Raw genomic sequence first — 26,031 nt, 5'->3', positions numbered from 1 at the left:
GCGAAAGGGCCAGCCCGGAAAACATCAATGCCGGATCAGTTTGTTGTGTAGCTCGGTAGTCGATTGCTGATCCAACTCCAACCAAAAAAGCTGCTTGCCGGCAATCTCGGCAGCGGCGGGCAATCCATCGCGATACACCAATCGATTACTCGCCAAGGCCGGCACTTTTACTCCCGGCAGAAGCGTCCCGGCGAGGTTCAGCGGATCAACCCCGCACACGGCAATCAAACTCCCGTCATGCGGCCGTCGCCGCACCTCGCGCAGTAAAGGAATGGCCTCGGGCAACGCAAATTGTTCACCGGCCAAGCCACTGACAAACCGTCCGCCGCGAATCTCGCCTCGAGCTTCCAGCCGATGGAAAGTGCGTAGCAATTCTCGCCAGCTCGGCAACCAATCCGCTTCACGTTCCAGCACACGCCAGAACACCACGCCGTAGCGCCGGAGCAAGGTCATGGCGATATGTTCAAGGGTGTCGGTCGGCGTGGGCGCCGGGCGCTGGTTATCCACAACCGGCGCAGGCGCCCCGCGCCGCAACAGCGCCCAGCGCCCGGCATCGTCCATCCCGCCGACAAACGCTCCGCGCCCGCGGCGGCTGCTGCGATTTTGTCGCTTGCTGGCCGGGGTGATCAGCGCTCGCAGGCCGGCGAAGCTGTCGGCATTCACCAACCCGGCGCCGACCAATTCCTGCAAGGCGATTTCCAGTTCCGAGCGCAGCAGATGAGCCTCGTGAATCAGCTCATCGAAAAACAGCGCGCCGTGTTGGCTGAGCGCTTCATACACTTTCTGTGTCTTGGGCGACAGCTCGCTGGCCGGCGTCTGCTCGGTCAACCCGCTCCACAACCCGACCCGACTGCGGGGCAACAGCAGAATCGGCGTGCTGCGCAACGCCGTGCTGGCGCTCTTGTTGCGCGCGGTCAGGCGCGTCCACACCCATTTGCCGCTACGGCACAGGTCATCCAGCCAACTCGCCGAATAGCCTTTGATCCGCGCTGGCAGGAGGTCGCTGTCCCAGGCTGAAGCAGCGGCGGGATAGCCTTCGAACTGACCGACTATTGCTGGCAACACTGCGCTGCCCTGGCCTTGGGTCGCGGCGGACAGATGCTGCCAGTCGAACAGGAAACGCATGAAGTCTTGCAGCGCCACGGGCTCGATTTCCCGCCGCAGACGCTTCACGGTGTAGCGGTGAATCCGCGCCAGCAGATGCCGTTCGCACCATTCTTCCTCACCCGTGGCGGGCGTGAATTGGCCGCGCAGCACATAGCCTTCGCGTTCCAGTTGCGCCAACGCCTGGGTGACTTGAGTCGCCGGTAGTCCGAGCGGTTCGGCAATCGCTTTCAGCGGCAGCGGACCGAACGCGCTGAGCCGCGCACGCAGCACTTCGAGCACCGCTTTGTCCGGCGCCCAGACTTCATCGAACCCGGGCAACGCCTCCAGCCGTGGCTGCAAAATAGCTTGTGGATAAATCGCGTTCAGGCAAGTCAGCCGCTCCAGTGCCAACCATAGCGCTTGCCCTGCATTGACTTGCAAGCGGCTGGCGCGACCGCTGTCGGCCAAGGCGTTCAGCCAATCGAGCCAGTCTGGATTGGCCTGCGCCTCGACGTCGCTGATGCATGCGAGGCTCATCAACGCCTCATGCATTTCATCGGCGCCACTCGGCGTTGGCCAGGCTTCCTCGCGCACGGCTTGAATGGCTTGCGCATCCAGCGCACCGAGGTCGTCGGTGGACTGCGGATCGCTCCAGCGACGGTTGAGTACCGCTTGAGTGCGGCGTTCTTCCAGCGGTGCATCGTCGAGAAAGGTGTAGGGCCGGGCGCTGAGGATTTCCGCGGCCAGCGGCGAGGGGGCTGGTAAATCGCGGCTGATCAGGCGGATGTCGCCACGTTCCATACGCCGCAACAACGCTAGCCAGCCTTCGCTGTCCATGGCCTCGTGCAGGCAATCGTCGAGGGTTTGTTCCACCAATGGATGGTCGGGAATCTCCCGTTCGCCGGCGAGGTTTTCCAAGCAGGCAATCTGCTCGGGAAACACGCTGGCAATCAGGTCGTCGCTTTTCATCCGCTGGATCTGCGGCGCGACTTTGCGCCCGCCGGTATAACGCGGCAGCGCCAACGCCACCCCGGCGTTCCAGCGCCAGCGCACACCGAACAGCGGCGCATCGAGCACGGCTTGAATCAGGGTGTGTTCGGCGCTGTTGCTGTGCAGGTAGCGCCAGACGTCATCGAGCTCAAAACTGTGGCTGGTCGACAGCGACATGACAATGGCGTCTTCGCTGGCGGCAGCCTGCAATTCGAAGTTGAAGGTGCGGCAGAAGCGCTTGCGCAGGGCCAACCCCCAGGCGCGGTTGATACGGCTGCCGAACGGTGTGTGGATGATCAGTTGCGTGCCGCCGGACTCGTCGAAAAACCGCTCCATCAGCAACGTGTCCTGGGATGGCAGGGCGCCGAGGGTCAGGCGCGCATGGGCCAGGTAATCGACCAATTGTTCGGCGCTGGCAAGGTTCAGGCCGAGGGTGTCGGTCAGCCAGTCGATTGCCGGCTGCAAATTACCGGGTGTGGCACCCAGCAGCTCATCAAGTTGCGCTTGCAAGCGTGCCACGGCGAACGACAGTTCAGCACTGCGGCCCGGGGCCTCACCAAGCCAGAACGGAATGGTCGGCGGTTGGCCCTGAGCGTCTTCGACCCGGACCTTGCCGGTTTCAACGCGCAGGATTCGGTAGGAGGTGTTGCCCAACTGGAAGACATCGCCGGCGATGCTTTCCACCGCAAAGTCCTCGTTGACGCTGCCGATGTTCAGCCCTTGGGGTTCCAGCAGCACGCTGTAGTCGGCGTTGTCCGGGATGGTCCCGCCGCTGGTCACGGCGGTCAGTTTGGCGCCCCGGCGACCGCGCAGGGTGCGGGTCACGGCGTCGCGGTGCAGGTAAGCGCTGCGGATACCCAGGCGACCGTTGTAGCCTTCGGCGAGCATCTGCAGCAGCGCCTGATAATGTTTTTCGTCGAGTTGGGCATACGGCGAGGCGTTGCGAAACATCTCCAGCAACGCCTGCTCTTGCCATTCCTGGCAGCTCACCTCGGCGATGATTTGCTGGGCCAGCACGTCCAGCGGTGCCTTGGGAATCTGCAAAGTGTCGAGTTCGCCGCGCCGCACGCAGTCGAGCAGGGCGGCGCATTCGATCAGGTCGTCGCGGGTGGTGGCGAACAAGCGGCCCTTGGGCGTGCCGCCAACCTGGTGCCCGGAGCGGCCGACGCGTTGCAGGAACCCGGCAATCGAGCGCGGCGAGGCAATCTGGCAGACCAGGTCGACCTCGCCGATATCGATCCCCAGTTCCAGGGACGCGGTGGCGATCAGCACTTGCAACTCTCCGCGCTTGAGCCGTTGCTCGGCGTCGAGACGAAATTCCTTGGCCAGACTGCCGTGGTGGGCGGCCACCGCCTCGTTACCAAGACGCTCGCTCAAGTGTCGACTCAGGCGTTCGGCGAGGCGCCGGGTGTTGACGAAAATCAGGGTGGTGCGGTGTTCGCGGGCGAGGGCGGCGAGGCGGTCGTAGACCCGTTCCCAGACGTCGTTGGCCATGACTGCCGACAACGGCACGGGCGGCACTTCGATGCCCAGATCTCGCGGGCGGGCGTGGCCGATGTCGATGATTTCGCACTCGCGATCCCGGCCAACCAGAAATTGCGAGACGGCTTCGATGGGTTTTTGCGTGGCAGACAGGCCAATCCGCATCAGCGGTTGCGCGCACAACGCTTGCAGGCGCTCGAGGCTCAGGGCCAGGTGGCTGCCGCGCTTGCTGGCGGCGATCGCGTGAATTTCGTCGACGATCACCGTGCGGGCGGTACTGAGCATTTGTCGGCCGGAGTCGGAACCGAGCAGCACGTAAAGGGATTCCGGGGTGGTCACCAGAATGTGCGGGGCATTCTTGCGCATCGCCGAGCGGTCTTTTTGCGGCGTATCGCCGGTGCGCACAGCGGTGTTGATCTGCAGTTCGGGCAGGCCCATCGCGCGTAACTGCTCGGTAATGCCGGCCAGCGGGTTTTGCAGGTTGATCTGGATGTCGTTGGACAAGGCTTTAAGGGGCGAGACGTAGACCACCAGGGTTTCATCCGGCAGATGGCCGCCGTTGGCCAATCCGCGGTGGACCAGGTCGTCGATGACCGCGAGGAACGCGGTGAGGGTTTTGCCAGAGCCAGTGGGGGCGGCGATCAAGGTCGAACGGTGCTGGCGGATCAACGGCCACGCCCGGGCCTGGGCGGCGGTGACCGTCGGGAAGGTGCAACTGAACCAGGCACTGACGGCGGGGTGGAAGCCTGCCAGGGCGCTGTCCGTTGGGATGGGCAGATTCATGTCCTGATTTATGCGGGCGAGTCGGGGAAGATGCAAGTACCGCTCAAGACCTTCGCCGATGCTGAGGGCCTCTTCGCGGGCAAGCCTCGCTCCTACAAGGGAATGCGATCACCTGTAGGAGCGAGGCTTGCCCGCGAAGGGGCCATTAGCCGCACCACAAATCCAGGGGATCTACACTTTACGGATGACGGTTGCGCTCTAAACCCGCAAAATGCAACGATTCCGGCAACTATCGACGGCATTGCCCGCGAGCGGTGTCGATAAAGCCATTGTTTCAATCAGACTGGGCCTGCTGACTCTATGCGAATGCGCCTTATGTTACTGGGCGGCGGAAATGCCCTTGGGCAGGCGCTGATTCGCCTCGGTGCGGAGGAAGACATCGGCTTCCTCGCCCCCCGCCCACCGCAAGACGGCTGGGATGCCGCGACCCTGACGCAACTGCTCGACGACACCCGTCCAGACGCGTTGATCAACCTCGCCTATTACTTCGACTGGTTTCAGGCGGAGACGGTCAGCGAGCAGCGTCTGGCCGGGCAGGAGCGGGCGATCGAGCGTCTGGCCGAACTGTGCCAGCATCACAACATCGTTCTGCTGCAACCGTCGAGTTATCGAGTGTTCGACGGCTCCCGGGCGACGGCCTACAGCGAAAAAGACGAACCTGTGCCCCTGGGCCTGCGCGGTCAGGCCTTGTGGCGAATCGAACAAAGCGTACGCGCCACTTGCCCGCAACACGTGCTGCTGCGATTCGGCTGGCTGCTTGATGACAGTCCCGACGGCACTCTCGGGCGTTTTCTCGGTCGCGCCGAACTACCTGAAGAACTGTTGATGGCCGACGACCGTCGGGGCAATCCGACGCCGGTAGATGACGCTGCCCGGGTGATCATCTCGGTGCTCAAGCAACTCGATTGCTCGGCGCCGCTGTGGGGCACCTACCATTACGCCGGGCATGAGGCGACCACGCCGCTGGCGCTTGGGCAGGCGATCCTCACCGAAGCACGTGCCCTGCACCCGCTGGCCATCGAAGCGCCGACTGCCCAGGCTCACGCCGCGCGACCGGACGCCGCCGAAGAGCCGCAACACGCGGTGTTGGCCTGCAAGAAAATTCTGCACACCTTCGGGATCAAGCCCCGCGCTTGGCGTGCGGCTCTCCCGGGCTTATTGGATAGGTTTTATCGCCATGGCTGACGGCCCTGTTTTAATCACCGGCGGTGCCGGTTTCATCGGCTCGCACCTCACCGATACCTTGCTCGCCAAGGGCCATTCGGTGCGCATTCTCGATGACCTCTCCACGGGCAAACGCAGCAACTTGCCGCTGGACAATCCCGGCGTCGAACTGATCGTCGGCGATGTCGCCGATGCCGAGTTGGTCGCGCGGGCGATGGTCGGTTGCAGCGCTGTGGCGCACCTGGCTGCGGTGGCGTCGGTGCAGGCGTCGGTGGATGATCCGGTGAAGACTCACCAGAGCAATTTCATTGGCTCGCTGAATGTCTGCGAAGCCATGCGCCAGGTCGGTGTCAAACGGGTGCTGTTCGCGTCCAGTGCAGCGGTCTACGGCAACAATGGCGAAGGCGAGTCGATCGACGAAGACACGCCCAAGGCACCGTTGACGCCTTACGCTTCGGACAAATTGGCGAGTGAGCATTACTTCGATTTTTACCGTCGCCAGCATAGTCTGGAGCCGGTGGTGTTCCGCTTTTTCAACATCTTCGGCCCGCGCCAGGATCCGTCCTCGCCGTACTCCGGGGTGATCAGCATTTTCAGCGAGCGCGCGCAGAAGGGCCTGCCGATCACGGTGTTCGGTGACGGTGAGCAGACTCGCGATTTCGTCTACGTCGAAGACCTGGTCGACTTGCTGGTGCAAGCCATCGAGAAACCGAAGGTCGAAGTCGGCGCGGTCAACGTCGGCTGGAACCAGGCCACGACCCTCAAGCAAATGCTTGAAGCCCTTGAAGCAGTGGTCGGTCAATTGCCACCGGTGAGCTATGGCCCGGCGCGCTCCGGTGACATCCGTCACTCGCGAGCGAACAATCAGCGTTTGCTGGAGCGCTTTACCTACCCTGAGCAGACACCGATGCGTGTCGGCCTGGCGCGGTTGCTGGGGCGCTGAGGTTTACGCAGCCGTGAAAAAGGCGCCTTTCGAGGCGCCTTTTTTGTGCGGCATTTTTAGAACTTGTAACCCAGGCCAACCATGTAGATGAACGGGTCCACGTCCACATCGACCTTGGCGCGAGTGCCCGGTGCCACTGCGTTATTTTCCACTGTAGCGGTGGTGTCGATGTCGATGTAGCGCACCTGGGCGTTGATCATGATGTTGTCGGTAATCATGTAGTCGGCGCCGACCTGAAACGCCATGCCCCAGGAGTTATCCGCCTTGAAGTTGCTGAAGCCGTTGGCGCTGGCTTCGCTGCCAACGTGCTCGTCATAGATCCAGGTGTAGTTGATACCGGCGCCAACATACGGCTGGAATGCGGACTTCCCGTCCAGTGGGTAGTACACAACGCTCAGCGTCGGTGGCAGGTGTTTCAGGCTGCCGAGTTTGCCGTTGGCCGCGCCCAGGGCGGTGCCTTTGATCTTCACGTCATGCTCGAACGGCGAGGCCGCCAGCAGTTCGATCCCCCAGTTGTTGGTGACCATGTAAGCGAAGTTCAAACCCAGTTGCGTGTCGCTGCTCATGGTGGCCTTGCCACCCAGATCGGCACCCTTCAACGGGCCCTGATCAACCTTGACGCTGGAACTGTCGGCTTTCGGGTTGACGGTGATCGCACCGGCGCGAACGAGGATGTCGCCAGCTTCGTGGGCGTAGGCTAGCGGTGCTGCGAGCGCGAGGGCAAACAGCGAAGCGCAGAGCTTGGACTTGTGCATTGAGGGCTCCAAAGGACGTTAAAAATATTTGATGTCCAATGGTACGGAGCCGTCTGGTACGGTCTTTTGATTCAGCTCAATGAAACAGTGATAGGGGCGTCATTTACTCTGGCAGCTCATACACATAAATCTTGTCCGCCTCCATCTGATACCCCGCGTCGGCCAATTCGCTGCTGGATGCTTTGACCTGCAGCGCACCCTCGATCCAGTACGGCTGATACAACTCATCGAGCTTCACACCGACCGCGCTTTTGACGTGCACGATCTGGTTCGATGGCGGTGGCGGCACGTGGATGCAGGCGCCGAAATACGGCACCAGCAGAAACTCCGTGGTGCGACCTTCTTCACTCACTTCCAGCGGCACGATGTAGCCCGGCAACCGAATGTTCCGGCCGTCGAGGCTTTTTACCACCGGTGCATTCGGCATGTCTTGCTTGGCCGCGGGTGCCGACTCGGCGGCCAACGCGCTGCCCATCTGCGACAGGTCGTGCAGCGGCGTCATGTTGGGCACTTCCGGCGCGGCGTCCGGCGGGATCATTTCCGACCAGGTCAGGTCTTTCGGTTCGGCCGCCCATAGCGGCAGGGCGATCAGCATCAACAGCGCAAGCACAGCGCGGGGCATGTTCAACGTCCTCATAAACGAATCGACAGGCCATCGGCCAAGGATTGGCGATACGCGCGCCAGGCCGGCACGCTGCCCATCAGCAACGCGGCGATCAGGATGCCACCGAGCAGCGTCCATTCATATTCACTTGGCCAGGCCAGCGGCAAGTACAAGCCGTAATTCGCCTGCACGTAGCCCTGAGCTGCGGCAATACACACGTAAAGCAGCGCTACACCGGCGATTACCCCGGACAACGCCAAGGCAAACGCCTCCAGCACCAGCAAGGTCGCGATGTGCCACGGCCGGGCACCCACCGAGCGCAGAATCGCCATCTCCCGACGTCGTTCGTTGAGGCTGGTGAGGATCGCCGTGAGCATGCCGATCAACCCGGTCAGCACCACGAACAGCGAGACCACGAACAAGGCTTTTTCCGCCGTGCTCATCAAACTCCACAGTTCTTGCAGCGCCACGCCCGGCAGGATCGCCAGCATGGGCTCACCACGAAATTCATTGATCTCACGCTGTAGTGCGAAGGTCGAAATCTTGCTGTTGAGGCCGAGCATGAACGCCGTGATCGCTTGCGGCGTCAGGTCCATGTTGCGTGCCTGATCGGCACTGATCCGACCGTTGCCGCGCGCCGGCACGCCGTTGTGCCAGTCGATGTGGATGGCTTCCATCCCACCGAGGCTGATGTGCAACGTACGGTCCACCGGGGTGCCGGTGCGTTTGAGAATACCGACCACGGTGAACGGCTTGTCGTCGTGCTTGACCAGACTGATCACCGCCACACCGTGGGCCAGCACCAATTTGTCACCGAGTTTGTAGTGCAGCGCATCGGCCACTTCGGCCCCGAGTACTACTTCAAACGGGTTGGTGGCGAAAGCCCGGCCGTCGGCCAGTTCCAGGTGCTGTTGATGGCCGTATTGATAATGCTCGAAGTACGCCTCGGTGGTGCCCATCACCCGATAACCGCGATGGGAGTCGCCGAGGGACATCGGGATCGCCCACTTCACTTTCGGGTTGTTGGCGAAGTGCTCGAAGCTGTCCCAACGAATGTTGTTGGTGGCATTGCCGATGCGAAACACCGAGTAAAGCAGCAGGTTCACCGAACCGGAGCGAGCGCCGACAATCAGGTCGGTGCCGCTGATGGTGCTGGCGAAACTGGCCTTGGCTTCGGTGCGCACGCGTTCCACGGCCAACAGCAGACAAACCGACAGGGCGATGGCAAACGCGGTGAGGATCGCGGTGAAGCGACGGTTAGCCAGACTGGCCATGGCTAGACGAAACAAATACATCTCAAACCTCCAGCGGCGTGGCGGCGCGATTGAGATCGGCCAGCGACAGGTGGCGATCGAACAGCGGTGCCAGGCTCTGATCATGGCTGACGAACAACAGGCTCGACCCGGCTTCGCGGCATTCGGCGAACAGCAAGCGAATGAAATTCTCGCGAGCGTCGTAATCCAGGGCCGAAGTCGGTTCGTCGGCGATCACCAATTCCGGCTGACCGATCAACGCACGCGCAGCGGCCACCCGTTGTTGCTGGCCGATGGAAAGCGAATCGGCGCGGCGGCCGAGCAGGTTTTGATCCTTCAAACCCAAGTGGGCGAGGAGGGTGGCCGCCGCCTGATCGACGCTGCCGTGGCGCTGGATCGCCCGTTCAGCGCGCAGTTTGGAAAAGTGGCAGGGCAACTCGACGTTCTCGCGCACCGAGAGAAACGGCAGCAAGTTGAACTGTTGGAAGATGTAGCCGGTGTGATCGACGCGGAAGCGGTCGCGGGCACCAGCACCGAGTTCGGTCAGTTCCTGGCCCAGCAACCGGATACTGCCGCGATCGGGCTTCTGCACACCACCGAGCAGGCCGAGCAGGGTGGTCTTGCCACTGCCGCTGGGGCCCTTGAGGAACAGGGTTTCACCGGGCATAAGGCTAAACGCCGGGATATCCAGCAGCGGCGGATGATCGGGCCAGCTGAAACCCAGGTCGGACAGTTCGATGAGTGCTTGGGTCATAGCGCCGATTTCATGGGTTTGTCTCAATTTCACATTTAACACCAGACCCTTGTAGGAGCGAGGCTTGCCCGCGAAGAGGCCATCACGTCCAGCGGAGATGTCGACTGTCATGACGCCTTCGCGGGCAAGCCTCGCTCCTACAGGGCGCGTGGTGGATCAGAATTTCAGGGCGGCAGCCTTGGCCGTCACTTCAACCCCTTGCTGCCCGCTCGGGCTGATCAGTTGTACCTGAATCTTCTGGGTCGCCGGGAACGTATTGAAGATGTTCGCCAAGTCCAGGTTTTTCAGCGCGCCCGGTGCCGAGCAACTGAACTGGTAATGAGCGTGGATTTCGCTGTGGTCGTGGTGGTGCTCGTCCTTGCCTTCCTCATCGTGATCATCATCGGCATCGGGTTTGTCACCGAACAGCGGACTTTCCAGTTCCTGAGTCGCAACCACGCAACCGGCGGCTTTCGGCAGGTTGAACAGTATCAGCGGTTTCTCAAGCTGCGCACGAACGGCGGCGACTTTGGCCTTGTCGGCGTCGGTGGTGGCGGCGTGTTCGAAACCCACCAGGTTCATCGCCGGGCTTTCCAGTTCCAGCTCCAGGGTCTGCCCGTCCAGCGTTGCGTTCAGGCGACCGACGCCATGTTCGTGGGCGCCGAGGCTGCCGTGCTCATGATCGTGTTCATCAGCGGCGTGGGTGACGGCCAACGGCAACAGGGCAAACGGCAGAGCGAGAAGCAGACGGCGCATGGCGGGTATCCGAAAAGTAAAATGAATATTGTGTTATGTGATCTTATAACGAAAGTGCCGAGAGTTTGACCGGCTACTTGGCGTTGCACAAGTCCCATGGGAGCATGCGAATCAGAAATGTGCAGGAGCAGACTTATGTTGCGAATTCGCGGAAGCATCGGCGACTGGCCGGTGGATTTGACGCTGGAGATGGATGACGGCGACTGGGCACGGCTCGGTGCGCAGTTGCAGGTGGTCAAGCCCGAGGCCAGTGCAGCGCCGGCGAAACCTATCAATCAGGATGATGCGCTGTGGCAGATCGCGAAGGATTTGCTGCGCAAGGCGGGGCAATTGAGCGGACCGGATTTGCTCGATCAGTTGGAAGGATTGACCGGCAACGCGGCGTCAGGCAAACGCTTGCTGGTGCGTTTGCGCCACTGCTCTGATGTGAAAGTGACGAGCGGCGGGGATACGCCGCTCTATAGCTGGATCGAAAACGCTTAGTAAAGCGCAGCAAACAACTTGCGACGATAAGTGGTCACCAGTGGATGATCGTTGCCCAGCAGTTCGAACACCTGCAGCAAGGTCTTGTGCGGCAAGCCTTCGCTGTAGCTGCGATTGCGCACGAACAGCTTGAGCAACGCATCCAGCGCCGCATCGTACTGCTGACGCGCCAATTGCTGGATCGCCAATTGATAAACCGCTTCATCGTCCTGCGGATTTTTCGCCAGGCGCGCTTTCAGGTCTGCTGCATCCGGCAAATCCTTGGCCTGGCCGAGAAACTGGATCTGCGCCTTGGCGCCGGCGAGGGCGGCTTTGTGCTCATCACTCTTGACCGCGTCAAGCACGGTTTGCGCTTCACCCAACTCGCCACGTTCGGTGAGGCAGCGGGCGTAGAGAATCAGCGCCTTGGCACTGGTGTTGTCTTCGCCCAGCAGCACTTTCAGTGTGGCTTCGGCGTCGGCGAAGCGATTGTCATCAAACAGCGCCTGAGCTTGCTCAAACGGGTCGGCAGCGGCCGGCGGCGGCATTTGCACGTGAGGCTCAAGCATCGCGCGCACAGCGGATTCTGGCTGTGCACCGGAAAAACCGTCCACCGGCTGACCGTCCTTGAACAGCACAACGGTCGGCAGGCTGCGAATGCCGAAGCGCGAAACGATGTCCGGCTCGACGTCGCAGTTGACCTTGGCCAGCAGTAACTCGCCCTGATAGCTCTCGGCGATGGTTTGCAGCATCGGCATCAACGCCTTGCACGGCGCACACCATTCGGCCCAGAAATCCACCAGCACCGGTTTGTGGAAAGAGTTTTCGATCACCGACTGCTCGAAATCGGCAGTCGTGGCGTCGAAGATGTACGGCGTTTCCTGACTCATGGGGGATCTCGTAAAAGCGTGAATGGGGCAACTATACGGCGTGGCGGGGTGTGGCCGGAAGCCGGAACACTGATCGTTCCCACGCAGAGCGTGGGAACGATCATGTCCGTGTGGCGTGGTAGAGGCTCACATGCCGAAACTCTTCGGGTTCGGCCAGATCGGGCAAGGTCATCGCTTCGAGCATTTCAATGCGCTGATACAGCGGATGGCGAAAATCCCTCACGCGCGAATCGGCCACCAGCGCTTCCTGGCCACGACTCAAGAATTCATCGAGCAACGGCAGATTCGCCCGGTCGTACAGCACGTCCGCCACCAGAATCAGATCAAAGCGATCCGCTTCGGCGAAAAAGTCTGTCGAGTAGCTGAGGTGTACGTCATTGAGTTCGGCATTCGCCCGACACGCGGCAATCGCCAGCGGGTCCAGGTCGCAGGCGACTACTTCCAGCGCGCCGGCCTTCACCGCCGCAATCCCCGCCACTCCGGAACCGGCGCCGAAATCCAGCACCCGTTTGCCCTCGACCCAGTGCGGGTTCTGGGCGAGATAACGGGCGACCGCCAGCCCACTGGCCCAGCAAAAACTCCAGTAAGGCGGCTCATGGAGAATTCGCCGGGTTTCTTCCGGGCTGAACGCGCGGTCCATGTTGTCGCCGTCGATCAGCCAAAGCTTCAGATCGGTGTCCGGTAATTCACAGGCAACCAGCTGTGCGTCACCGAGCAGTTCGCCTAACGCCTGTTGCAGGTCGAACGGTGCAATCATGGCGCTTTGACGAATTGCAGCTGACCCAGTACTTGCGTCGTTGGCTGCGTGATGACCCGCGACGGCAGATGCAAAATCAGCTGGCCGGACTGGCTGGCGCGGCCACGCAGTTCAACGCGGGCACCGACCGGGAAGGATTCCGGGTTGAAACGCAGGTGAAACGGCAGAACTTGGTTGGTGCCGATCAGGCTGGAGCTGGCCAGCAATTGCTGCGGGCGGTCCTTGTCGTCGATCACCAGCAGCGCCAGTTCGACTTCGGCGCCGGCCGGCACGCCTTGCAGGGTGCCGCTCAATTCACGCTGATAAGCGGGCAGCGGGCCGAGGTTGGCTGACTCCTTGGCTTTCTTCTGCGCCTGTTGCGGCGCGGGGCCTGGCGTCGGTGGCTGGGGCTTGGGCGCATCGCTGCTGCAGGCCACCAGCAGGCTGAAAAGACTGAGCAAAACGAGCGGTCTTAGGGACATTTGCGGCTCCAGCAAGGTGAAATCCATGGATCTAGCTCTATAACCCGTCTGTATACCGTAAACCCTATGGCTTGTCTTGCCACCGGGATGCGCTACCATGGCCCTCCCTTTTTTTGTTGCCTGCCACCATGCACTGTCCCTTCTGCGGTGCCAACGACACCAAGGTCATCGACTCGCGTCTGGTCGCCGAGGGCGAACAGGTACGCCGCCGGCGTGAATGCCTGGCCTGCGGCGAGCGTTTTACAACGTTCGAGACTGCCGAACTGGTGTTGCCGCGCCTGATCAAAACCGACGGCAGCCGTCAGCCGTTCGACGAAGAAAAACTCCGCGCCGGCATGCAGCGTGCGCTGGAGAAGCGCCCGGTGAGTGTCGAGCGCCTGGAATCGTCGTTGGTGCACATCAAACACAAACTGCGCGCCACCGGTGAGCGAGAGGTTAAATCCCTTGTCGTCGGTGAACTGGTGATGGCCGAGCTGCAAAAGCTCGACGAAGTCGCCTATATCCGCTTTGCTTCGGTGTATCGCCGCTTCCAGGACCTCAATGAGTTCCGCGAAGAGATCGATCGCCTGGCCCGTGAGCCGGTGAAAGAATGACCACCTCCGTAGAACAAGCCATCCTCGACGCCCATTACATGGCTCGCGCCCTGGAACTGGCGCGCAAAGGTCATTACACGACGCACCCCAACCCTCGGGTGGGCTGCGTGATCGTGCGGGACGGGCAGATTGTCGGCGAAGGCTGGCACGTGCGCACCGGCGAACCCCACGCCGAAGTCCACGCCCTGCGCGCCGCCGGCGATAAGGCGCGAGGCGCCACCGCTTACGTGACCCTCGAACCTTGCAGCCACCACGGACGTACGCCGCCCTGCGCCGATGCGCTGGTACATGCGGGCGTGGCTCGGGTAGTCGCGGCGATGCAAGACCCGAACCCGTCGGTTGCCGGTCGTGGCATGCAGCGCCTGGCCCAGGCCGGCATCGCCACTGAAAGCGGTGTGCTGGAAGGCGAAGCGCGCAAGCTCAACGAAGGTTTCCTGAAACGCATGGAACACGGCTTGCCGTTCGTGCGGGTCAAATTGGCCATGAGCCTCGACGGCCGAACAGCAATGGAAAGCGGCGAGAGCCAATGGATCACCGGTCCTGCGGCGCGTTCGGCGGTACAACGCCTGCGCGCCCAGGCGAGTGTGGTGCTGACCGGCGCCGACACGGTGCTGGCGGACAACGCTCGTCTCACCGTGCGTGCCGATGAGTTAGGCCTGGACCCTGAACAAACGGCCCTGGCCATGAGTCGCCTGCCGCTGCGCGTGCTGATTGACGGCCGTCTGCGCGTGCCGCTGGACGCGCCGTTCTTCAAGGCCGGCCCGGCGCTGGTCGCCACGTGCATGGCGATCGAAGAGCAATACGCCAATGGCCCGGAGTGCCTGATCGTGGCGGGCGAGGATGGTTTGGTCGACCTGCGCAAACTGCTGGTCGAACTTGCCGCCCGTGGGGTCAACGAAGTGTTGGTCGAGGCGGGCCCGCGTCTGGCCGGGGCTTTTGCTCAGCAAGGGCTGGTGGACGAGTTCCAGATTTTCATCGCCGGCAAGTTTCTCGGCTCTTCGGCGCGACCGTTGCTGGACTGGCCGCTGGCGCAGATGAAAGACGCGCCGGAACTTAAAATCACCGAAATCCGTGCGGTTGGCGATGACTGGCGAGTCATCGCCATTCCTTCGCCAGCGGCGAGCGTATAATTCTGGGCCTGCGCCACGCGACAGCCCTGTTCTCGAGGAGGACTCCATGTTTACCGGCATCATCGAATCCATCGGCAGTATTCGTGCATTGACCCCAAAAGGCGGAGATGTGCGGGTACACGTAGAAACCGGCAAGCTCGACCTGAGCGACGTCAAACTGGGCGACAGTATCGCGGTCAACGGCGTATGCCTGACTGCGGTTGAATTGCCAGGCAACGGCTTTGCGGCGGACGTCAGTCGCGAAACCCTCGACTGCACCGCCATGAATGACCTGAAAAGCGGCAGCCCGGTCAACCTGGAAAAAGCCTTGACCCCGACCACTCGCCTCGGCGGGCATCTGGTCAGCGGGCACGTCGATGGCGTGGGCGAAGTGGTTGCCCGTACCGAGAATGCTCGCGCTGTGGAGTTCCGCATCCGCGCACCGAAAGAGCTGGCCAAATACATCGCCCATAAAGGCTCGATCACCGTCGACGGCACCAGCCTGACCGTGAACGCGGTCGATGGCGCCGAGTTCTTGCTGACAATCATTCCGCACACCCTGAGCGAAACCATCATGGCGTCTTACCAGCCAGGTCGCCGGGTGAACCTCGAAGTTGACTTGCTGGCTCGTTATCTGGAACGCCTGCTGTTGGGCGACAAGGCCGCAGAGTCTGACTCTTTTCAAAGGCCGTCCGGAAGCATCACCGAAAGCTTTCTGGCCGCCAACGGCTACCTCAAATCCTGACCCAAGGGGGTGCCTTGTGGCGCTCAATAGCATCGAAGAACTGGTTGAAGACATCCGCCAAGGCAAGATGGTCATCCTCATGGATGACGAAGACCGTGAGAACGAAGGCGACCTGATCATGGCCGCCGAGTGCTGCCAGCCAGAACACATCAATTTCATGGCCAAGCACGCCCGTGGCCTGATCTGCATGCCGATGAGCCGCGAGCGCTGCGAACTGCTGAAGTTGCCCTTGATGGCACCGCGCAACGGTTCCGGTTTCGGCACCAAGTTCACCGTGTCCATCGAAGCGGCCACCGGCGTGACCACCGGTATCTCCGCTGCCGACCGTGCGCGCACCGTGCAAGCCGCTGCCGCGAAAGACGCCAAGGCTGAAGACATCGTCAGCCCCGGCCACATCTTCCCGCTGATGGCCCAGGCTGGCGGTACGCTGGCTCGCGCCGGCCACACCGAAGCGGCGTGCGACCTGGCGCGCATGGCCGGTTTCGAGCCGAGCGGCGTGATCTGCGAAGTGATGAACGATGACGGCACCATGTCCCGCCGCACGGAACTGGAAGCTTTTGCTGCCGAGCACAACATCAAGATCGGCACCATCGCCGACCTGATTCACTACCGGATGATCCACGAACGTACCGTTCAGCGGATTGCCGAGCAGCCGCTGGACAGCGAACTGGGCCAATTCAACCTGGTGACCTATCGTGATTCCGTGGAAGGCGACGTGCACATGGCCCTGACCCTGGGCACCGTGTGCGCCGACGAGCCGACCCTGGTTCGGGTGCACAACATGGACCCGCTACGCGACCTGTTGATGGTCAAGCAACCTGGCCGCTGGAGCCTGCGCGCCGCGATGGCTGCGGTGGCCGAGGCTGGCAGCGGTGTCGTGCTGTTGCTCGGTCACCCGCTCGATGGCGACGTGTTGCTGGCACACATCCGTGAAACCGCGGAGCACGTACCGGCGAAAAAACCGACCACCTACAGCATCGTCGGTGCCGGTTCGCAGATCCTCCGGGACCTGGGCGTGCGCAAAATGCGCCTGATGAGTGCGCCAATGAAATTTAATGCGATATCCGGTTTCGATCTGGAAGTTGTAGAATACGTGCCCTCCGAATAATGACCGGTTGTTTCCAGTCCTTGATTCGCGGTTAACACATCACTGAGGGACGCGTAGAAAACGCGTCCCGGCTCTTTAAGAGATCTAACGAATGACCCTGAAGACCATCGAAGGTACCTTCATCGCCCCTAAAGGCCGCTACGCTTTGGTAGTAGGCCGTTTCAACAGCTTCGTCGTTGAAAGCCTGGTCAGCGGTGCAGTTGATGCCCTGGTTCGCCACGGCGTGAGCGAAAGCGACATCACCCTCATCCGCGCGCCTGGCGCCTTCGAAATCCCGCTGGTTGCGCAAAAAGTCGCTCAAAAGGGCGAATACGCAGCCATCATCGCCCTGGGCGCGGTCATTCGTGGCGGTACTCCGCACTTCGAATACGTGGCTGGCGAATGCACCAAGGGCCTGGCCCAGGTGTCCATGGAGTTCGGCGTACCGGTCGCTTTCGGCGTGCTGACCGTTGATTCCATCGAGCAAGCCATCGAACGTTCCGGCACCAAGGCCGGCAACAAAGGTGCTGAAGCTGCCCTGTCCGCTCTGGAAATGGTCAGCCTGCTGGCGCAGTTGGAGGCCAAGTGATTAGCGACGAAAGCGATCGTTTCAACCCGCGCGATCCAAAGCCTGCGGATGCCGGCAAGCCATCGAAAAGCGTCAAGCGTCGCGAAGCCCGTCAGCTCGCGACTCAGGCGCTGTACCAATGGCACATGGCCAAAACTTCGCTGAACGAAATCGAAGCGCAGTTCCGGGTCGATAACGATTTCAGCGATGTCGATGCCGCCTACTTCCACGACATCCTGCACGGCGTGCCGGCGCACAAGACCGAGATCGATTCTGCCCTCGGCCCGTGCCTGGACATCACCATCGACGAGCTCGATCCGGTTGAACTGGCGGTTTTGCGCCTGTCCACCTGGGAACTGCTCAAGCGCGTCGACGTTCCATACCGCGTGGTGATCAACGAAGGTATTGAACTGGCCAAGGTCTACGGTTCCACCGACGGCCACAAGTTCGTCAACGGTGTACTCGACAAGCTGGCCCCGCGTCTGCGTGAAGCTGAAGTCAAGGCGTTCAAGCGCTGAAACGCGCTTGATACCCAATGGGCGAGTTTGAGCTGATCCGCAATTTCTTCGCCGCCGCGCCTTGTGCGCAGGGCGGCGAAGGCGTTGCCCTCGGAATCGGCGATGACTGCGCCTTGCTGGCTATTCCCCCCGGGGAGCAGTTGGCGATTTCCACCGACACACTCGTGGCCGGTGTGCATTTTGCAGATCCTTGCGACCCGTTTCTGCTCGGTCAGCGCTCGCTGGCTGTGGCCGTCAGCGATCTGGCTGCCATGGGCGCCACCCCCGTTGCCTTTACCCTTGCCCTGACGTTGCCGACGGTGACTGCCGATTGGCTGGATGCCTATGCCCGTGGTTTGAACACCATGGCGCAGAGCTGCGGTGTGGCGCTGGTGGGTGGTGATACCTCCCGTGGGCCGTTGAGCCTGACCATGACCGTGTTCGGTCGTGTGCCGGCGGGCAAGGCGTTGACCCGCAGCGGCGCGCAGCCAGGCGACTTGCTGTGCGTTGGCGGTGACCTGGGCAACGCTGCCGGTGCCTTGCCGTTGGTGCTTGGTCAGCGAACGGCTGAAGCGGCCATCGCCGATCCGCTGCTGGCGCATTACTGGTCGCCGCAGCCGCAGCTTGGGCTGGGAATGGCGCTTCGCGGTAAAGCCACCTCGGCGCTGGACATCTCCGACGGCCTGCTCGCGGACTGCGGGCATATTGCCCTCGCGTCGAAGGTCGGCATTCAGATTGAACGGGACACGCTGCCATTGTCGAACGCTTTAGTCGCCTTTCTCGGTCAATCGGGTGCAGAAGTAGCGGCCCTGAGCGGCGGTGATGATTACGTACTGGCCTTTACCTTGCCCTCCTTCGAGTTAGCGCAATTGTTGAGCGACGGCTGGCCGATCCATGTGGTCGGGCGTGTTGTGACGGGGCAGGGCGTGGTGCTGCTGGACGCCGCTGGGCAAGACATCACCCCGCAAGCCCGGGGCTATCAACATTTTCGGGAGACACCGTGACAGATTATCCCAAACAGGTTCCGGCGGAATTCGTACCGCCGTCGGTCTGGCGCAATCCGTGGCATTTCCTGGCGTTCGGCTTCGGCTCGGGCACCCTGCCAAAAGCACCGGGCACCTGGGGTTCGTTAGTTGCGCTACCCTTTATCCCGTTGTGGCAGATGTTGCCCGACTGGGGCTACTGGCTGATGCTCGGCATCACCATGCTGTTCGGCTTCTGGCTGTGTGGCAAAGTGGCCGACGATTTGCGGGTGCACGACCACGAAGGCATCGTCTGGGACGAAATGGTCGGGATGTGGATCACCCTGTGGCTGGTGCCGGAAGGTTGGTATTGGTTGCTGGCTGGGTTTTTGATGTTCCGCTTCTTCGACATACTCAAGCCGTGGCCGATCCACTGGATCGACCGGCATGTGCATGGCGGCGTCGGGATCATGCTTGATGACGTATTGGCCGGGGTGTTTGCGTGGCTGGCGATGCAGGGGCTGGTATGGATTTTCGCCTGAAGGGCGAAACAGGGGGACTAAGGATGGCTCGACGCTGGTTGGCGGTGATGGTTTTCACGATGTTTTGCTCGCTCGCCCAGGCGGGTGACGGGGCGACGACGCCGTCGGTGATTCATCTGGCCAGCGAAGACTGGGAAGACTACACCGCCGCCGATGGCCACGGTCTGGGCTGGGACGTGTTGCGGGAAGTCTTCGAGCCAGCGGGGGTCAAACTGGACATCCGCAGCGAACCCTACGTCCGCTCCATGGGCCTGGCCCAGCGCGGCGAAGTCGACGCGTGTGTCGGCTCCTATCATGATGAGTCCAGCGATCTGCTCTATCCGCGCTGGAACTTCGATACCGATCACATCTACGCCCTAGGGCTGGCCAGCACCCCCGCACCGACCCCGGAAACCCTGGGCAACTATCGACTGGCCTGGGTCCGCGGCTACGACTATCAGGATTACCTGCCCAACGTACGCCGCTATAACGAAGTCATGCGGCGTACCGGGATTTTGTCGATGTTGACCCACAATCGCGCCGACTTTTACATCGACGCGTTGACCGAGGTCGACTACGTCATCAAGCGGGCCAAGGATCCGTCGCAGTTTCGTCGCACCCACATCGCGGAATTGCCGCTGTATCTGTGTTTTGCCAAGACGCCCAAGGCCCGAACACTGATGGCGCTGTTCGATCAGCGCATGGACGTGCTGGTGAAAAGCGGTCAGCTGAAACCGATCTTCGAGCGCTGGAAACAACCCTATCCATTCGACTCAAACTAAGCACGAACCCTGTAGCAGCTGGCGAAGCCTGCGTTCGGCGGCAGAGCCGTCGTGAAACCTGCCGACTCGGTCAGTTTGATACACCTCAGTGCCTGAATTTACGATGGCTGCGCCGCCGAACGCAGGCTTCGCCAGCTGCTACAGGGCGTGCGCAGACCGGGCCTCAGGCGCCTGAGATCCAACTTTTTGATCGTTATACCCCATAATTCAGCCTGAGCGTCTGTAGGAACGTGCTGTTACAATGCCGCGTCTGCGAATCTCCAGTACTTATTGATCAGGAGCACACCGGTGCCTGTCGTTTTTGTCGCCGCTTCCAAGCTGCCAACGCCTTTTGCGCAATTCACCATGCACGGCTTTCTCGATGAAGAAAACGGGCGCGAGCACGTTGTGCTGAGCCTGGGTGAGTTCGCCGACGGTGCCCCGGTACTCGGCCGGTTGCACTCCGAGTGCCTGACCGGCGATGCCTTGTTCAGCCAGCGTTGCGACTGCGGCTCGCAACTCGAGGCCGCCTTGCAGGCCATCGCTCGTGAAGGCCGTGGTGTGTTGCTCTACTTGCGTCAGGAAGGCCGTGGCATTGGTCTGCTGAACAAGATCCGCGCCTATGAATTGCAGGATGGCGGTGCCGACACCGTTGAAGCCAACGAGCGTCTGGGCTTTGCCGCTGATCAGCGTGACTATGCCATGTGCCTGCCGATGCTGGAGCACTTGGGCGTGAAGTCCCTGCGTTTGATGACCAACAACCCACGCAAGGTCAAAGCCTTGACCGACATGGGCATCGTGGTCGCCGAGCGCGTGCCGCTGCACACCGGCCACAACCCGCACAACAAACTCTACCTGGCCACCAAGGCCAGCAAGCTCGACCACATGATGGGCAACGAGCATCAGGGTGAGGCTGACCGCGCGTGACCCGAGGTCAGGTGCGGCGGCGACTGTCCGTCAACTGGTGGCAATACCTGGCGCTGGCCTTATTACCGCTGTTCGTGATCAACGGCGTGTTTGGCCAGAGCGAGGCGATCCTGCCGGTGCTGGCAATGCCGTTGTTCATCGCGGGTGTGGCTTCGATGTTTGTCAGCCTGAAATTCTTTGGCGGCTACAAGCACGCGTTGATCGCCACTCAAAAAGCCCTCGACACCCCTGAAGAACCTGCTGCCTGGATCGCCCTGGCGGCCAAGCGTCGCACCGCGTTCCTGGCTGCCGGCCTGCCGGCCTGGATCGGCGCGCTGGCGGTATTCGTCGGCCTCGAAGCGGTGCCGTTGATGTTGTTGGCGCTGTCGACCCTGGTGCTGTTCTACCTTTACCGTATTCCGCGTCAACTCGGCTGATGCGACCCGTCTGGCTGACGGTTATGCTGCTGGCCGTCAGTGGCCCGGCGGCTGCGGTCGAACGCGTTGTCAGCCTCGCGCCGTCCCTCTCTGAAATCGTTGTTGAGCTGGATTCAGCCGACCTGTTGGTGGGTGTGCTGGATGCCGGTGAGCGTCCTGCCAAACTCAAAGACCTTCCTTCCGTTGGCCGGTACGGTCAGCTGGACATGGAACAGCTGCTCAGTCTCAAGCCCGATCTGCTGTTGCTCTGGCCCGGCAGCGTTGGCCCGGCCCAGCGTGAACAACTCAAGCGGTTGAACATCCCGACCTACGTTGCCGCCCCCCACAACCTCGAACAACTCACGTCGCAGATTGAGGCGATTGCCTCGCAGCTCGGCCGTCCGGAGCGTGGCGTTTCATTGGCTGAAAAGTTGCGTCAGCGACTGGATTCGCTGCGCCAGCGTTATCGTCGGGATGAGCCATTGCGGGTGTTTTATCAGGTCTGGGATCGACCGCTGTACACCGTTGGCGGCGGGCAGATCATCAGCGATGCGCTTGAAGTGTGCGGGGCGCGCAATGTGTTTGCCGACCTGACACTGCCGGCGCCGCAGGTCAGTATTGAGGCGGTATTGCAGCGTAATCCAGAAGTGATTCTGGCCAGCGATCAGGCGCAACTCGATGCGTGGAAAACCTGGCCGCAAGTGGCGGCAGTGGCGCAGGGGCAATTGCTGTTGGTGGCGGATAAAGGGCTGGAACGGCCGAGTGGGCAGATGATCGAAGCGACGGCCAAGTTGTGCCAGCTGATCGCACCCGATCGCTGAGACCGCGATGGGGCCAGCCCAAACGCCGCTAATCTCAGGTCAGAGCTTCGGCGTCCAGGTCACCCCAAACATCCACGCCCGACCTTCCTCGCGATACCCATGCTGACTGCCATCATGGCTGTACAGCGCTCGGCTATAACCCTTGTCCAGCACGTTATCGACCTTAAGCTCAAGCTTGATCTCACGATTCAACGCCCAGCTGCTGCGCAACCCCAGCAGTGCATACCCGCCCAACGGCTGCTGATTGTTTTCATCGTCGTAGCTGCTGCTCACGGCCTGCCAACTGGCGCCGAGCCCCAAGCGTTCGAACTGCCGATCCAGATCCAGGCTCAAGGTCCGCCGTGCACGGCGAGCCAGGGTGTGACCACTGTCGCGATCCCGCGGGTCGATGATCGCCACGCCGAGGTTGCTCTGCCAGCCGAACAGTTCCTGTTTCAACGCCGCTTCGAACCCGTTGATCCGTGCCGAGGCCACGTTCTGCGGACGTGAGTTGCTGCCGAAAATAATCGCGTCTTCCAGGTCCGTACGGTACAGCGAAGCTTCCAGGCGAGCGGTGTCGGTCAGCTGACTGCGCCATTGCAGCTCGTAGCTTTTCGAGGTCTCGGGTTTCAGATCCGGATTACTGAAATCGGGGTAATACAGATCATTGAACGTCGGCGCGCGGAAACCTTCGCTGTAGGTCAGCAGCACATCGTTGTCCGGATTCAGCGGCAGGGTGAAGGTGCCGCTCCAGCTGTTCTGGCCGCCGAACTGCTGGTTCTGATCGCGGCGCAGACCCAGTTCGGTGGAGAAGCTATCCGACTGGTAGTGATGCTGAATGAACGCCGCACGGTTCCAGCGGCTGTCCTCGTCGAATGGCGTGCTGCTGTTGATTCGGTCCTCGTACCAGTCGCCGCCGAGGATCAGGCTGTTGCGCTCGTCGAGGGTCAGGTCGTTCTGCCAGTTCACCGAATCACGGTACGTGTTGAACACGCTGCGTTCGTCACTGAGCTTGTCTAAAGTCCTCTCGCGGTTTTCGCTGTGGCCGAACTCGACGCGGGTTTTCCACCGGTCGTTGATACGCGCATCGACGTAACTGCTGATGCTGCTGACCGCGAAGTCGCTGTAGGGCTGCTGCTGGACTGACTCGAACGTGTCCATGTCGAAGCGGCCGAACGGATTGTCGAACTCACTTTTGCCACGGTTATCCAGCAGGTTGGCGCCGATTTCGATGTCATCGGTGAGGGCGTGACTCAGGCTCAAACTCACCGATTTGTTGCGGTAGTCGTCATGATCGCCGTCGCTGGGATACGACTCGCGAGTGCGATTGATTCCGGCGGTTTCATCGAGGCTGGCGCCGAGATTGAATCGGGTCTGATCGTCACCGCCGGACAACCCGAGGCTGCGTTCCCAGGTCCGGTTGCTGCCGAAACCTGCGTGCATTCGCGGTTGCAAACCGGGTTCGCCGCCATGGCGGGTGAAGATCTGAATCACCCCACCTATCGCGTCGCTGCCATAAATCACCGAGCGTGAGCCGCGCAGCACTTCCACGCGCTCAACCTGTTCGATGTTGATGTGCTGCAGGTTGCTGTCACCGGAGGTGGAATTGCCGATGCGCTGGCCGTCGACCAGCACCAGACTCTGGGCTGATTTGGTGCCGCGAATGTAAATCCCCGGCAGACTGCCGCGCCCACCGGTTTGCCCGACTTGCACGCCGGGTACACGGCGCAGCAAGTCAGTGACGCTGCTCGGTTGCAGGCGATCAATGTCTTCGCGGGTGAACACGGTGTTGGCAGCGCTGCTGTCATTGCGCGCTTCGACCTGACGGTTGGCGCTGATCAGCACGTCGGGAAGCTTCAGGGCCTGATCGCGTTCGAAGGTGTCGGCCAGGAGCGGGCCAGACGGCAGAAGGGTCAGCGTCAGGGCGAGGGGAGAGAGTTTCATCGGTCATCCGTGGCGGGGGTGAAGCACGGCGCACGGGCGTGCGCCGTTTTCTTCAGGTATTGAGCAGTTGCAGGCGCTGACGAATCGAAGCCTCGATCCCAGCCTCATCCAGCCCACACTCAGCCAGCATTTGCGCAGGCTTGGCGTGCTCGACATAACTGTCCGGCAAGCCCAAATGGAGCATCGACTTGAGAATGTTTTCGCGGGCGAGAAACTCGCTGACGGCGCCACCGGCACCGCCCATGATCGCGTTCTCTTCGATCGTCACCAGCAGCTCATGGCTACCGGAGATTTCGCGAACCAGTGCTTCATCGAGCGGTTTGACGAACCGCATGTCGACCACGGTTGCATCCAGCGTTTCGGCGACTTTCAGCGCCTCGGCCAGTTGCACGCCGAACACCAGCAGGGCGACTTTGCGGCCCTGACGACGAACCACGCCTTTGCCGATTTCGATTGGTTCGAGGTTTTTTTCGATCGTCGCATTCGGACCATTGCCGCGCGGATAACGCACGGCCGCCGGGCCGTTGAACAGGTGACCGGTGGTGAGCATTTTGCGCAATTCGTTTTCGTCACTCGGGGTCATCACCAACATGCCGGGGATGCAGCGCAGGAACGACAGGTCGAAGCTGCCCGCGTGCGTCGGGCCGTCTTCACCCACTAAACCTGCGCGGTCGATGGCGAACAACACGTCGAGGTTTTGCACCGCGACGTCATGAATCAGTTGATCGTAACCGCGCTGCAGGAACGTCGAGTAGATCGCCACCACCGGTTTCGCGCCTTCGCACGCCATGCCGGCGGCGAAGGTCACGGCGTGTTGCTCGGCAATCGCCACGTCGAAGTAGCGCAGCGGGAAGCGCTCGCTGAAAGCCACCAGATCGGAGCCTTCTTTCATCGCTGGAGTGATCCCGACAAGACGCGGATCGGACGCGGCCATGTCACACAACCATTCGCCGAACACACCGGAATACTTCGGCCCGCCGGCCTTTTTCGGCGCAGCGGCCGGCGCGTCCAGGGGTTCGAGTTTGGTGATGGCGTGGTAACCGATCGGGTCGACTTCCGCCGGAGCGAAGCCTTTGCCTTTCTTGGTGACGACGTGCAGGAATTGCGGGCCTTTCAGATCGCGCATGTTGCGCAGGGTGGCGATCAGGGTCGGCAGGTCGTGGCCATCGATCGGGCCGATGTAGTTCCAGCCCAGCTCTTCGAACAGCGTGCCGGGAACCAGCATGCCTTTTGCGTATTCTTCGGTGCGACGGGCGATTTCCCAGGCGCCGGGCAGGCGCGACAGGACCTTTTTGCTGCCTTCACGCATGCTCGCGTAAGTGCGGCTGGAAAGGATTTTCGCCAGATAATTCGACAGCCCGCCAACGTTGCGCGAGATCGACATGTCGTTGTCGTTGAGGATCACCAGCATGTTGGCGTTCACTTCCGGCGCATGGTTCAGCGCCTCGAAGGCCATGCCGGCGGTCAGAGCACCGTCGCCGATCACGGCGATCGCCTTGCGATCGCTGTTCTGCAGGCGGGCGGCAATGGCCATGCCCAGCGCTGCGCTGATCGAGGTGCTGGAGTGGCCGACGCCAAAGGTGTCGTACTCACTCTCGGAGCGACGCGGGAACGCCGCGACGCCGTCCTTCTGGCGCAGGGTGCCCATGCGCTCGCGACGGCCGGTGAGGATTTTGTGCGGATAGGCCTGATGACCCACGTCCCACACCAGCCGGTCGTCCGGGGTGTCGAAGACGTAATGCAACGCGATGGTCAGCTCGATGACGCCCAGGCCGGCACCGAAATGCCCGCCGGTCTGACCGACCGTGTAGAGCAATTCCAGGCGCAACTCATCGGCCAGGGTTTCCAGCTCGGCTTCGCCTAACCGGCGCAGGCCGTCCGGCGTGTTGGCACGGTCGAGCAGGGGCGTGGTCGGGCGCTTGCGGGGAATCTCATGAAACGTCGTGGGCATCAGGCGAATCGTTATAGGTATAAAAGATGCGGCAGTTTACCTGATGCATCGC

At 61.6% G+C, this 26,031-nt stretch carries 26 protein-coding genes; 15 read left to right on the top strand and 11 right to left on the bottom strand.

Annotated elements, in window-relative coordinates:
- Positions 1-24: 24 nt before the first annotated feature.
- Positions 25-4,341: a DEAD/DEAH box helicase gene (locus QK293_RS17460; RefSeq protein WP_282379232.1), complete on the bottom strand. Its 4,317-nt coding sequence runs from the start codon at positions 4,339-4,341 to the stop codon at positions 25-27.
- A 300-nt stretch (positions 4,342-4,641) separates the two neighbouring features.
- Between QK293_RS17460 and QK293_RS17455 the strand changes: the two genes are divergently transcribed.
- Both QK293_RS17455 and QK293_RS17450 read left to right on the top strand, forming a co-directional pair.
- The gene (locus QK293_RS17455; RefSeq protein ID WP_046053235.1) at positions 4,642-5,526 is read left to right on the top strand and encodes a sugar nucleotide-binding protein; all 885 of its coding nucleotides are present in this window, start codon (positions 4,642-4,644) and stop codon (positions 5,524-5,526) included.
- Positions 5,519-6,448, top strand: coding sequence for an NAD-dependent epimerase/dehydratase family protein (locus QK293_RS17450; RefSeq protein ID WP_282379226.1), 930 nt, complete (start codon positions 5,519-5,521; stop codon positions 6,446-6,448). Before QK293_RS17455 ends, QK293_RS17450 begins: the two co-directional genes overlap by 8 nt.
- Positions 6,449-6,504: 56 nt before the next feature.
- On the opposite strand, the gene QK293_RS17445 is transcribed toward QK293_RS17450, so the two are convergent.
- The 5 genes from QK293_RS17445 to QK293_RS17425 all read right to left on the bottom strand — a co-directional run bounded on the left by QK293_RS17445 (position 6,505) and on the right by QK293_RS17425 (position 10,549).
- Positions 6,505-7,203 carry an OmpW family outer membrane protein gene (locus QK293_RS17445; RefSeq protein WP_282379225.1) on the bottom strand — a complete coding sequence of 233 codons (699 nt, stop codon included), beginning with the start codon at positions 7,201-7,203 and terminating at the stop codon, positions 6,505-6,507.
- A gap of 103 nt (positions 7,204-7,306) precedes the next feature.
- A complete protein-coding gene (locus tag QK293_RS17440) occupies positions 7,307-7,825 on the bottom strand; it encodes a DUF3299 domain-containing protein (protein WP_282379224.1) in 519 nt (172 codons plus the stop codon).
- An 11-nt stretch (positions 7,826-7,836) separates the two neighbouring features.
- Positions 7,837-9,102, bottom strand: coding sequence for an ABC transporter permease (locus QK293_RS17435; RefSeq protein WP_282379223.1), 1,266 nt, complete (start codon positions 9,100-9,102; stop codon positions 7,837-7,839).
- A gap of 1 nt (position 9,103) precedes the next feature.
- Entirely contained in the window at positions 9,104-9,814 is a 711-nt protein-coding gene (locus tag QK293_RS17430) for an ABC transporter ATP-binding protein (RefSeq protein WP_282379222.1), read from the bottom strand.
- A 156-nt stretch (positions 9,815-9,970) separates the two neighbouring features.
- On the bottom strand, positions 9,971-10,549 hold the full coding sequence (locus tag QK293_RS17425) for a DUF2796 domain-containing protein (protein ID WP_282379221.1): 579 nt from the start codon (positions 10,547-10,549) through the stop codon (positions 9,971-9,973).
- 135 nt (positions 10,550-10,684) lie between these two features.
- Between QK293_RS17425 and QK293_RS17420 the strand changes: the two genes are divergently transcribed.
- Positions 10,685-11,032 carry a hypothetical protein gene (locus tag QK293_RS17420; RefSeq protein WP_282379219.1) on the top strand — a complete coding sequence of 116 codons (348 nt, stop codon included), beginning with the start codon at positions 10,685-10,687 and terminating at the stop codon, positions 11,030-11,032.
- On the opposite strand, the gene trxA is transcribed toward QK293_RS17420, so the two are convergent.
- The 3 genes from trxA to QK293_RS17405 form a co-directional block, all read right to left on the bottom strand.
- The gene (trxA, locus tag QK293_RS17415; RefSeq protein ID WP_282379217.1) at positions 11,029-11,901 is read right to left on the bottom strand and encodes a thioredoxin; all 873 of its coding nucleotides are present in this window, start codon (positions 11,899-11,901) and stop codon (positions 11,029-11,031) included. The genes QK293_RS17420 and trxA overlap by 4 nt on opposite strands.
- Positions 11,902-12,001: 100 nt before the next feature.
- Complete coding sequence (locus tag QK293_RS17410; RefSeq protein WP_282379215.1) at positions 12,002-12,658, bottom strand: 50S ribosomal protein L11 methyltransferase; 657 nt, start codon at positions 12,656-12,658, stop codon at positions 12,002-12,004.
- Positions 12,655-13,119 carry a YbaY family lipoprotein gene (locus tag QK293_RS17405; RefSeq protein ID WP_282379337.1) on the bottom strand — a complete coding sequence of 155 codons (465 nt, stop codon included), beginning with the start codon at positions 13,117-13,119 and terminating at the stop codon, positions 12,655-12,657. The genes QK293_RS17410 and QK293_RS17405 overlap by 4 nt, the downstream gene beginning before the upstream one ends.
- Before the next feature lie 128 nt (positions 13,120-13,247).
- Between QK293_RS17405 and nrdR the strand changes: the two genes are divergently transcribed.
- The 12 genes from nrdR (at position 13,248) to QK293_RS17345 (ending at position 22,105) form a co-directional block, all read left to right on the top strand.
- Positions 13,248-13,712 (top strand): transcriptional regulator NrdR, encoded by a 465-nt coding sequence (gene nrdR / locus QK293_RS17400; RefSeq protein WP_003228656.1) that lies wholly within the window; start codon positions 13,248-13,250, stop codon positions 13,710-13,712.
- Positions 13,709-14,842, top strand: a complete 1,134-nt coding sequence (gene ribD / locus QK293_RS17395; protein WP_282379212.1) for a bifunctional diaminohydroxyphosphoribosylaminopyrimidine deaminase/5-amino-6-(5-phosphoribosylamino)uracil reductase RibD — start codon at positions 13,709-13,711, stop codon at positions 14,840-14,842. The genes nrdR and ribD overlap by 4 nt, the downstream gene beginning before the upstream one ends.
- Positions 14,843-14,888: 46 nt before the next feature.
- Positions 14,889-15,566, top strand: coding sequence for a riboflavin synthase (locus QK293_RS17390; protein ID WP_282379210.1), 678 nt, complete (start codon positions 14,889-14,891; stop codon positions 15,564-15,566).
- A gap of 16 nt (positions 15,567-15,582) precedes the next feature.
- Positions 15,583-16,674 carry a bifunctional 3,4-dihydroxy-2-butanone-4-phosphate synthase/GTP cyclohydrolase II gene (ribBA, locus tag QK293_RS17385; protein ID WP_282379208.1) on the top strand — a complete coding sequence of 364 codons (1,092 nt, stop codon included), beginning with the start codon at positions 15,583-15,585 and terminating at the stop codon, positions 16,672-16,674.
- A gap of 91 nt (positions 16,675-16,765) precedes the next feature.
- Entirely contained in the window at positions 16,766-17,242 is a 477-nt protein-coding gene (ribE, locus tag QK293_RS17380) for a 6,7-dimethyl-8-ribityllumazine synthase (RefSeq protein ID WP_095109665.1), read from the top strand.
- A complete protein-coding gene (gene nusB / locus QK293_RS17375) occupies positions 17,239-17,739 on the top strand; it encodes a transcription antitermination factor NusB (RefSeq protein WP_131062003.1) in 501 nt (166 codons plus the stop codon). The genes ribE and nusB overlap by 4 nt, the downstream gene beginning before the upstream one ends.
- A 17-nt stretch (positions 17,740-17,756) precedes the next feature.
- Positions 17,757-18,722: a thiamine-phosphate kinase gene (gene thiL / locus QK293_RS17370; RefSeq protein ID WP_282379197.1), complete on the top strand. Its 966-nt coding sequence runs from the start codon at positions 17,757-17,759 to the stop codon at positions 18,720-18,722.
- The gene (locus QK293_RS17365; RefSeq protein ID WP_282379196.1) at positions 18,719-19,222 is read left to right on the top strand and encodes a phosphatidylglycerophosphatase A; all 504 of its coding nucleotides are present in this window, start codon (positions 18,719-18,721) and stop codon (positions 19,220-19,222) included. The genes thiL and QK293_RS17365 overlap by 4 nt, the downstream gene beginning before the upstream one ends.
- Positions 19,223-19,245: 23 nt before the next feature.
- Complete coding sequence (locus QK293_RS17360) at positions 19,246-19,983, top strand: transporter substrate-binding domain-containing protein (RefSeq protein WP_282379194.1); 738 nt, start codon at positions 19,246-19,248, stop codon at positions 19,981-19,983.
- Between the two features lie 288 nt (positions 19,984-20,271).
- Complete coding sequence (gene ribA, locus QK293_RS17355; RefSeq protein ID WP_027924335.1) at positions 20,272-20,889, top strand: GTP cyclohydrolase II; 618 nt, start codon at positions 20,272-20,274, stop codon at positions 20,887-20,889.
- Positions 20,886-21,305: an MFS transporter gene (locus QK293_RS17350; protein ID WP_282379186.1), complete on the top strand. Its 420-nt coding sequence runs from the start codon at positions 20,886-20,888 to the stop codon at positions 21,303-21,305. Before ribA ends, QK293_RS17350 begins: the two co-directional genes overlap by 4 nt.
- On the top strand, positions 21,305-22,105 hold the full coding sequence (locus QK293_RS17345; RefSeq protein WP_282379184.1) for a cobalamin-binding protein: 801 nt from the start codon (positions 21,305-21,307) through the stop codon (positions 22,103-22,105). The genes QK293_RS17350 and QK293_RS17345 overlap by 1 nt, the downstream gene beginning before the upstream one ends.
- 39 nt (positions 22,106-22,144) lie before the next feature.
- Here QK293_RS17345 and QK293_RS17340 read toward each other — a convergent pair whose 3' ends face one another.
- Together QK293_RS17340 and dxs are read right to left on the bottom strand one after the other, a co-directional pair.
- Complete coding sequence (locus QK293_RS17340) at positions 22,145-24,028, bottom strand: TonB-dependent receptor (RefSeq protein WP_282379182.1); 1,884 nt, start codon at positions 24,026-24,028, stop codon at positions 22,145-22,147.
- 52 nt (positions 24,029-24,080) lie between these two features.
- Positions 24,081-25,979, bottom strand: coding sequence for a 1-deoxy-D-xylulose-5-phosphate synthase (gene dxs, locus QK293_RS17335; RefSeq protein WP_282379180.1), 1,899 nt, complete (start codon positions 25,977-25,979; stop codon positions 24,081-24,083).
- Between the last annotated feature and the right edge of the window lie 52 nt (positions 25,980-26,031).

Source organism: Pseudomonas sp. AL03 (assembly GCF_029960815.1).
In the GTDB taxonomy this organism is placed as follows: Bacteria; Pseudomonadota; Gammaproteobacteria; order Pseudomonadales; family Pseudomonadaceae; genus Aquipseudomonas.
The sequence above is the reverse complement of the archived record's forward strand: the minus strand, read 5'-3'. Positions and strand labels throughout refer to the sequence as shown.

Excerpts from the sequence above, each read along its gene's own strand:
- QK293_RS17425 (WP_282379221.1), bottom strand. The coding sequence starts at position 10,549 with ATGCGCCGTCTGCTTCTCGCTCTGCCGTTTGCCCTGTTGCCGTTGGCC.
- QK293_RS17360 (WP_282379194.1), top strand. The coding sequence starts at position 19,246 with ATGGCTCGACGCTGGTTGGCGGTGATGGTTTTCACGATGTTTTGCTCG.
- QK293_RS17390 (WP_282379210.1), top strand. The coding sequence starts at position 14,889 with ATGTTTACCGGCATCATCGAATCCATCGGCAGTATTCGTGCATTGACC.
- ribD (WP_282379212.1), top strand. The coding sequence starts at position 13,709 with ATGACCACCTCCGTAGAACAAGCCATCCTCGACGCCCATTACATGGCT.
- thiL (WP_282379197.1), top strand. The coding sequence starts at position 17,757 with ATGGGCGAGTTTGAGCTGATCCGCAATTTCTTCGCCGCCGCGCCTTGT.
- trxA (WP_282379217.1), bottom strand. The coding sequence starts at position 11,901 with ATGAGTCAGGAAACGCCGTACATCTTCGACGCCACGACTGCCGATTTC.
- QK293_RS17440 (WP_282379224.1), bottom strand. The coding sequence starts at position 7,825 with ATGCCCCGCGCTGTGCTTGCGCTGTTGATGCTGATCGCCCTGCCGCTA.
- QK293_RS17420 (WP_282379219.1), top strand. The coding sequence starts at position 10,685 with ATGTTGCGAATTCGCGGAAGCATCGGCGACTGGCCGGTGGATTTGACG.
- QK293_RS17430 (WP_282379222.1), bottom strand. The coding sequence starts at position 9,814 with ATGACCCAAGCACTCATCGAACTGTCCGACCTGGGTTTCAGCTGGCCC.
- QK293_RS17405 (WP_282379337.1), bottom strand. The coding sequence starts at position 13,119 with ATGTCCCTAAGACCGCTCGTTTTGCTCAGTCTTTTCAGCCTGCTGGTG.
- ribE (WP_095109665.1), top strand. The coding sequence starts at position 16,766 with ATGACCCTGAAGACCATCGAAGGTACCTTCATCGCCCCTAAAGGCCGC.
- QK293_RS17450 (WP_282379226.1), top strand. The coding sequence starts at position 5,519 with ATGGCTGACGGCCCTGTTTTAATCACCGGCGGTGCCGGTTTCATCGGC.
- QK293_RS17340 (WP_282379182.1), bottom strand. The coding sequence starts at position 24,028 with ATGAAACTCTCTCCCCTCGCCCTGACGCTGACCCTTCTGCCGTCTGGC.
- QK293_RS17410 (WP_282379215.1), bottom strand. The coding sequence starts at position 12,658 with ATGATTGCACCGTTCGACCTGCAACAGGCGTTAGGCGAACTGCTCGGT.
- QK293_RS17445 (WP_282379225.1), bottom strand. The coding sequence starts at position 7,203 with ATGCACAAGTCCAAGCTCTGCGCTTCGCTGTTTGCCCTCGCGCTCGCA.
- dxs (WP_282379180.1), bottom strand. The coding sequence starts at position 25,979 with ATGCCCACGACGTTTCATGAGATTCCCCGCAAGCGCCCGACCACGCCC.
- QK293_RS17435 (WP_282379223.1), bottom strand. The coding sequence starts at position 9,102 with ATGTATTTGTTTCGTCTAGCCATGGCCAGTCTGGCTAACCGTCGCTTC.
- nrdR (WP_003228656.1), top strand. The coding sequence starts at position 13,248 with ATGCACTGTCCCTTCTGCGGTGCCAACGACACCAAGGTCATCGACTCG.
- QK293_RS17460 (WP_282379232.1), bottom strand. The coding sequence starts at position 4,341 with ATGAATCTGCCCATCCCAACGGACAGCGCCCTGGCAGGCTTCCACCCC.
- QK293_RS17345 (WP_282379184.1), top strand. The coding sequence starts at position 21,305 with ATGCGACCCGTCTGGCTGACGGTTATGCTGCTGGCCGTCAGTGGCCCG.
- QK293_RS17455 (WP_046053235.1), top strand. The coding sequence starts at position 4,642 with ATGCGAATGCGCCTTATGTTACTGGGCGGCGGAAATGCCCTTGGGCAG.